This is a genomic window from Nocardioides sp. (assembly GCF_035697785.1).
GTDB lineage: Bacteria > Actinomycetota > Actinomycetes > Propionibacteriales > Nocardioidaceae > Nocardioides_B.
In genome coordinates, this window is record NZ_DASSCL010000022.1 from 1 (window position 1) to 6,199 (window position 6,199).

Consider the following 6,199-nt stretch of genomic DNA (forward strand, 5'->3'; position numbering starts at 1 on the left):
CGAGGACAAGCAGTCGTTCCTGAAGGCATGTGCGGCCGCGTTCGACATCGACGACCAGCTCGGCGAGAACTTCGACGCCCTCTCCGACTGCCTGGCCGACATCTCGGCCGGGGACCGCAACGGCGTGGTCCTGCTGTGGGATGGCTGGAGTCCGTTCGCCCGGCACGACGAGCAGGCGTTCCAGGTGGCGTTGAGCGTGCTGGGCGGCCGCGCCAACGCCGACCGCGGCTGCAAGTTCTCCGCGATCCTGCGCGGTGAGGGTCCGCCGCTCGACCTTCCGGAGCTCCCGGTCAAGCACTGACCCTTCGCCCGTAGAGGCCGTCGGGACCCGTCAGCGGTAGCTGCCGGAGAGCACCGCGGTGGCCTCGGCGATGCGTAGGCTGCCGCCCGGGCCGGTGATCGTGACCGTCTCCGGGATGTCCTGCCAGGCGCCGCCGTTGACCCGGAACCGCGCCGTGTAGGTGACGTCGACGCGGGGGCTCACCGTCGTGTGCGCGTCGGTGTACTCGTGGACGACGTCTTTGGCCGGGTACCTGGCGCCCGGGGTCTGGGTGCTGGCGCTGGTGCCGTCGCCGTGGTGCCAGGTGTACGTCGCCGGGGTGGCCTCGACGTCGACGCTCTGGCCGAGCAGGGTGATGGTGCGGGTGAACGGCTGGGGTTCGGCGTAGAAGATCGTCTCGAAGTTCACCAGCGTCTTACCTGCCGGCTGGGTCTTCGCCTCCAGGGCGGGCAGGCCGATCTGTCGCAGGGCGGTCAGCACGCGGCCGGGTGTCACAGTCGGTCGCGGGGTGTCGGCGGTGGTCGGTGGCCGCCCGAAGCATTGGGTGTAGAGCGGTTCCCACCCTTGTTGGTCACCGTCGAGCCGCCCCCACAATCGCCAGACGCGTTCCACCGGGTCCGGGCACGCCCGGGCGGCCGGGCAATCCACGACCACCGTTCCGTCGCCGCCACCCGAAGCGGAGCTGCAGGCTGAGACCCAGCGGTACGCCACGTAGGGGACATCATCTGCGGCTTGCGAAGGCTCAGACACTGTGATTTCACCCTGATCGCCGGCCGCGGCCTGCTCTGCCGCGATCCACGCGGCGTTGCCTTCGGCGCCGCCCGAAACCTCTGGTGTGGGATTTTCACCCAAGAACGCCAATCCGCCCAACATGAGAACGGCGTTCACTGCAAGCTTGGCGATCACCGGTTCGGAACCAATCGAAAAACCGTCCACGTGCCGTGCCATGGCTCCATGTGCACGTCGAGCAGTCCCTTAGTCGCCTTCGAGACTGTTGGTTCGGAGTTCCCGCTTTCGTACCGCCGCTCGCTGGCAATACGGATCGTCAGCGCCACCACAAGACCCTGGCCAGCGACTGGCAACACTTGGGCTGAGGTCACGGTCCAACCCTCACCTTCAAGGCGACCGCCGTCTTTGTAGACCGTGGCGATCCCGGATTCGATCCCGCGGCAGACGTCGCAACGTCTTTGCCGCATTCGTTTGAGGGGACTCACGTCGCCGGTGTTTGATGCGTAATTGACCAGATCGACGTAGTGCAGGGCGAACGCCTTGGCCGCCGCGGGCGACGTGCCCTCGGCCTCCGGCGGCAGCGTCGGCGCGGCCGGCGACGGGCTGCCCGAATCGGACGGTGACGAGGACTCGGTCGGCAGCGGCGCCGGCTCGGGCGCCTCGTCCGACGTACACCCCGACGTGGCGAGCAGTGCCGCACCGGCGACTGCCGCGAGCAGGCGTACGCGCATGCCTCGACCCCCAAGACGATCGGGCCGGCGACCTCGAGACGCCGGTGCCCAGCAACCTACCCAGCGCCTCGGCCGGGTTTCCAGACCCGACCGCACATCTGTGGACGATTCAGCCCAGGGTCACCGGGGGGACAGGTCGTGCACCTGCCACTCGCCCTGCTCGCGGACCAGGTGGAAGCGGAAGCCCTGGTTGCCGCCCTCGAACTTCTGCGCCTTGGCGTCCTCCGACGGGAACACCTTCTGCGGCGACACCGTGAACGTCACCAGCAGGCCGACCTCGTTGTCCGTGGCCCCGGCCTCGGGGACGACCTTGTTGATCTCCCAGCCGTCGGACTCGACCCGGCCGCCGGCCGCGTAGATCTGGTCGAGCTGGGTGGCGAAGTCGCCACAGGCCTTGCACGCGTCGGCGGACAGCGACCTGAGCTCCTCGGTGTCGCCACTGGCGGTCGCCTGGTTGAGGGTGTCGGTCCAGAAGCCCACGAACTGCTCGGCCCCGGCGGCGCCCTCGTTGTCGGCGAAGGCCGGCACCTCGCTCTCGGAGGCGGCGGGCTCGTCCTCGCCGCCACAGGCGGTCAGGGACAGCAGGAGTACGACGGACGCGGCAGCGGCGGTGCGGGAGACGATGCGAAACACGTGCTCGATGGTGACACGCGAAGGGCACGGACCAAGAATCCGTAGGTCACGAATCGGATACGTCGCGCGCGAGGGGCGGCTCGGCCGGGTCAGACCAGCCGCACCGCCTCGCCGGCGCCGAAGGCCACCGCGACGCCGGCGAGGACGAAGGCGACCGAGGAGTCGGCCGGGACGAAGGTCGTCATGAAGTCGTCTCCCGCGGCCGGTGCAGCGCCACCGCGAGCAGCACCGCGGCGATCACCAGCCCAGCGACAGTCAGCACGAGCAGCGTGGTGACCGTCCAGGTCAGCGCCGGCACGGTGACGCCGGCCGTGACGTCGGCGTCGACGAGCCGGCTGCCGTCGGCGTTCATGACGACCACCGACCAGGTCCCCTCCCGCACCGGCCACTCGATGGCCTGGCTGCCGGTGCCGGAGCTCTGCGCCACCCAGAAGCCCGCGGCCGCGGGCTCGGTGGCCGGTCCGCTCCCCGGCTCGGTGCGGTACGACGGTGCGCCCAGGGCGTCCGACGCCGGGAGACCCGTCACGACGGCGTGCGCGACACCGTCCAGGTACCCGTCCACGTCGCTCGCCGCCGCGACGCCCACGAACACCGGCATGTCCGCGCCCGCCGACGCGGTGACCCGTGCGTCGCCCAGGAAGTCCTCGGGGAGCCAGTCGACGCCGACGTGCAGCTCCAGGTCGTCGGACACGAGTGCGTAGGTGCCCGTCGAGAGCGGCTGCGGGTCCGAAGCGAAGTAGCCGTCGGCGTCGCGCATCGTCTGGTCGGCGTACAGCACGGCTCCCGCGGCCGCGCCGAGTCCCAGCGACATCATCAGCGCGAGGATCCCCAGGACCAGGGCGGTCACCCGCCCGGCACCCCAGCCCGTCGTCCCGGGGGAGGGGGAGGCAGGCGCGCCGGCCCCGGACGGGGGCGGCGGGGCCGGCACGCCCGGACCGTGAGGAGCGGACGGAGACACTGGAGGCGCGGGTGGCACGGTCAGCCGGCTGCCCGGCTCGGGGCCACCGAGGTCGAGGCGGAACGGCGGGTACTCGTCGGTCATCAGCCCGGCGTAGGCAGCGACCCGGAGCGCCCACCGGTTCATGCCGAGCACGAAGTCGTAGATCGGCTGCGGGTACCTCCCGGTCACCAGCAGCACCACCGCGGCGACCAGCACCAGCACGCCGATCAGCCCGCTCGCCCAAAGCACGGGCCCGGGATCTGAGCCGGACGTCTCGAAGCCGACGTACACGCCGCCGCCGACGAAGAACGCCACCACCAGGTAGTGCGGGATGGCGAGCAGCCACCACTTCACCAGCACCAGGCCGCGGGACAGGTGCTCGGGGTAGTCGACGGAGAGGTGTGCGGGGTAGTCCGCCACCTCGGCGAGCGTGAACGGCGGGTACCGGTCGGTGCCCAGCGCGCCGTACGCGTAGTAGGCCACCCGCCAGCTCCACCGCAGCACCCCGACGTTGAAGTCGAAGATGCCGCGCGGGTACCGACCGGTGAACAGGATCGCGAAGAACGCCGCGACGCTCAGCAGCAGGAACGCCAGCCAGAGGAAGGCCAGCACGAAGTAGTGCGGGATCGCCAGCACCCACTTCACCAGCCAGAGCCAACGGCTCAGCCCGGAGTCGAGCTGGGCGTCGATATGGATCGGGTACGCCGCGGCAGCCATGTCCATCGCCTCTTTCCTGCCTCCAGCCTTTCGCCGGAGGCAGGGGAGCGGCAGTGGGCTATGGGCCCTGTCCGCGGGCCCTAGGTCCCGAAGGGGTCCGCGCGGCACGACAGTGCGCCAGCGGCGGGCGGACCGGCCGTCGGCCTACTTGGCGCGGCGGCCGTTGGAGCGACGCGGCTTGTAGTCGCTGACCCACCCGAGCGCCGAGAGCACCCGGGCGGCGAGCACGAACAGCAGCAACAGGCAGAGGATCGCCCCGAGCGTCGCGGCCGCCGTGAACAGCCAGGCCGTCGCGTCCCCGCCACGGGCGGAGCGGCCGAAGTCGATGGCGGCGTTCACCAGGAACACCCAGGCCACCCCGGAGACCACCGCCCCGAGTCCCAGGAGCAACAGGGGCATCCGGCGTTCCGGGTGCCTCTGCCGTTCGGCCCGTCGCCTGCCTTCGTTCACTGCACCCCGCCCGGTCGCCACCAACGTCACGGGGAGCATTCTCGCCGATGCCGCAGGGACGGGCGCATGAACGCGCCGTCCGGCGCCGTGGAACCTCGCAATTCGGACGACTTTGCGCCTCGGAGCGCGGTCCTGGTGTTTGTCGGGAATGCCCTTGGGTACGGGTCGCAGACACAACTATCGGTTGAGGCGCGGCCACCCACGCTGCGCCAGAGGGAGATCGAAAACATGAGTGACGAGCAGGGCCTGAGCCCCGAAGAGCTGGCAGCCGAGAACGCCACCGCGTTGCCCGACAAGGAGGTCGTCTCGATCCTCGACCTCAACGCCGACCTCGACATCGCACTCGACGTGGCCGCACCGGTCGACCTCGCGGTCGCCGCGAACGCGAACATCGCCGCCCCGATCAACGCCGCCGCCAGTGCGAACGTCCTGTCCATGGGCGGTTCCGCGCAGGCCCTCGGCGACCAGGGCGCGATGATCACCCAGAACATCGTCGGCGACTCCACGGCGACCGCCGACCAGACCAGCGACCTCGACCAGAGCAACGACGTCGTCGACGGCGGTACGACGGGCGGCGGCATCGAGGCCCCCGCGACCGGCACGGCCGCGGGCACCGCGACCGACACCGGGGCCGCCACTGGTGCGCCCACCGGTTCCGCACCCGCCGGCACCGAGACCGACGGTCTCGGCGACTCGCTCGGCGGCGTGGTCGGCGGTGTCGGTGACACCGTGGGCGGCGTGGTCGGCGGTGCCGGCGACACCGTGGACGGAGTCGTCGGCGGCGCGACCGGTGCCGTGGGCGGCGCGACCGGCGGTCTCGGCGACACGGTCGACGGGACCGTGGACGGCGTGACCGACACGGTCGACGGCGCGACCGGCGGAGCCACCGGTGGCGTGGGCGACACGGTCGACGGGACCGTGGACGGCGTGACCGACACGGTCGACGGCGCGACCGGCGGCGCCTCTGGTGCCACGGACGGCGTCGGCGGAGCGGTAGGCGGTGCCACCGACGGCGTCGGCGGAGCGGTAGGCGGTGCCACCGACGGGTTGGGCGGCGCAGTTGGCGGAGCCACCGACGGGGTGGGCGGCGCAGTAGGCGACGTGACCGACCAGCTCGGCGAGGGTGCCCTCAGCGGCAACCTGCTCAACGTGAACGTCGACCTGGCAGCGGACGCCGACCTGGCCGCCCCGATCAACGGTGCGGTGGCAGCCAACGCCAACGTGGCGGCGCCGATCAACGCCGGCGTCGCGGCCAACATCGGCTCCGTGGACAGCGACGCGATCGCCGTGTCCCAGCAGGACGCGATCATCGAGCAGAACATCGAGGGCGACGCGACCGCCAACGCCGGCCAAGAGTCCGACATCCAGCAGTAAGGACCGGTCCGAACCCACGTGTCCGACCTCCGGGACGCCTCCGAGCAGCCCGGCGCGACACCCACGCATGCCGACACCGTCGGTGGCGAGGTGCTGCGCCGGGCCGAAGGCGTCGAGCTCATCGGCGAGATGGCGGGATCCGGCTACCGGACCCCGCCGGCCCTGGCGCGCCGTACCGACGGCCAGACGGTCCAGCTCACGCCGCTGCTCTACCAGACCCTGGAGGCGGTCGACGGGCACCGCGACTACGACCAGGTCGCGGCCGTGGTGTCGGAGCGGTCCGGTCGGACGGTCAGCGCCGACAACATCCGCAGCCTGGTCACCGACCAGCTCCGGCCGCTCGGC

Annotated in this window: 8 protein-coding genes; 3 read left to right on the top strand and 5 right to left on the bottom strand. The window is 71.3% G+C overall.

Annotated elements, in window-relative coordinates; all coding sequences use genetic code 11:
- Positions 1 to 301, top strand: a 301-nt coding sequence (locus VFH10_RS02665; protein ID WP_325125666.1) for a barstar family protein, incomplete at its 5' end; no start/stop codon positions are given.
- A gap of 30 nt (positions 302 to 331) precedes the next feature.
- Here the strand turns inward: VFH10_RS02665 and VFH10_RS02670 are convergent.
- From VFH10_RS02670 to VFH10_RS02690, 5 genes are all read right to left on the bottom strand, one after another.
- Positions 332 to 1,228 (bottom strand): hypothetical protein, encoded by an 897-nt coding sequence (locus tag VFH10_RS02670; RefSeq protein WP_325125668.1) that lies wholly within the window; start codon positions 1,226 to 1,228, stop codon positions 332 to 334.
- Positions 1,183 to 1,740: a DUF6318 family protein gene (locus VFH10_RS02675; RefSeq protein ID WP_325125670.1), complete on the bottom strand. Its 558-nt coding sequence runs from the start codon at positions 1,738 to 1,740 to the stop codon at positions 1,183 to 1,185. Before VFH10_RS02675 ends, VFH10_RS02670 begins: the two co-directional genes overlap by 46 nt.
- A gap of 120 nt (positions 1,741 to 1,860) precedes the next feature.
- Positions 1,861 to 2,373: a DUF6318 family protein gene (locus VFH10_RS02680; RefSeq protein WP_325125672.1), complete on the bottom strand. Its 513-nt coding sequence runs from the start codon at positions 2,371 to 2,373 to the stop codon at positions 1,861 to 1,863.
- Positions 2,374 to 2,554: 181 nt separating this feature from the next.
- On the bottom strand, positions 2,555 to 4,036 hold the full coding sequence (locus VFH10_RS02685) for a DUF4389 domain-containing protein (protein WP_325125674.1): 1,482 nt from the start codon (positions 4,034 to 4,036) through the stop codon (positions 2,555 to 2,557).
- Between the two features lie 138 nt (positions 4,037 to 4,174).
- Positions 4,175 to 4,429 (bottom strand): hypothetical protein, encoded by a 255-nt coding sequence (locus VFH10_RS02690; protein ID WP_325125675.1) that lies wholly within the window; start codon positions 4,427 to 4,429, stop codon positions 4,175 to 4,177.
- A gap of 279 nt (positions 4,430 to 4,708) precedes the next feature.
- Here VFH10_RS02690 and VFH10_RS02695 point away from each other — a divergent pair, with 279 nt between their 5' ends.
- Together VFH10_RS02695 and VFH10_RS02700 are read left to right on the top strand one after the other, a co-directional pair.
- The gene (locus VFH10_RS02695; protein ID WP_325125676.1) at positions 4,709 to 5,854 is read left to right on the top strand and encodes a hypothetical protein; all 1,146 of its coding nucleotides are present in this window, start codon (positions 4,709 to 4,711) and stop codon (positions 5,852 to 5,854) included.
- A gap of 18 nt (positions 5,855 to 5,872) precedes the next feature.
- On the top strand, positions 5,873 to 6,199 hold a 327-nt coding region (locus tag VFH10_RS02700), incomplete at its 3' end, for a hypothetical protein (protein WP_325125677.1).

Bases quoted from the DNA above. Each gene is read 5' to 3' on its own strand.
- VFH10_RS02670 (WP_325125668.1), bottom strand. From the start codon at position 1,228: ATGGCACGGCACGTGGACGGTTTTTCGATTGGTTCCGAACCGGTGATC.
- VFH10_RS02675 (WP_325125670.1), bottom strand. From the start codon at position 1,740: ATGCGCGTACGCCTGCTCGCGGCAGTCGCCGGTGCGGCACTGCTCGCC.
- VFH10_RS02690 (WP_325125675.1), bottom strand. From the start codon at position 4,429: ATGCCCCTGTTGCTCCTGGGACTCGGGGCGGTGGTCTCCGGGGTGGCC.
- VFH10_RS02695 (WP_325125676.1), top strand. From the start codon at position 4,709: ATGAGTGACGAGCAGGGCCTGAGCCCCGAAGAGCTGGCAGCCGAGAAC.
- VFH10_RS02685 (WP_325125674.1), bottom strand. From the start codon at position 4,036: ATGGACATGGCTGCCGCGGCGTACCCGATCCATATCGACGCCCAGCTC.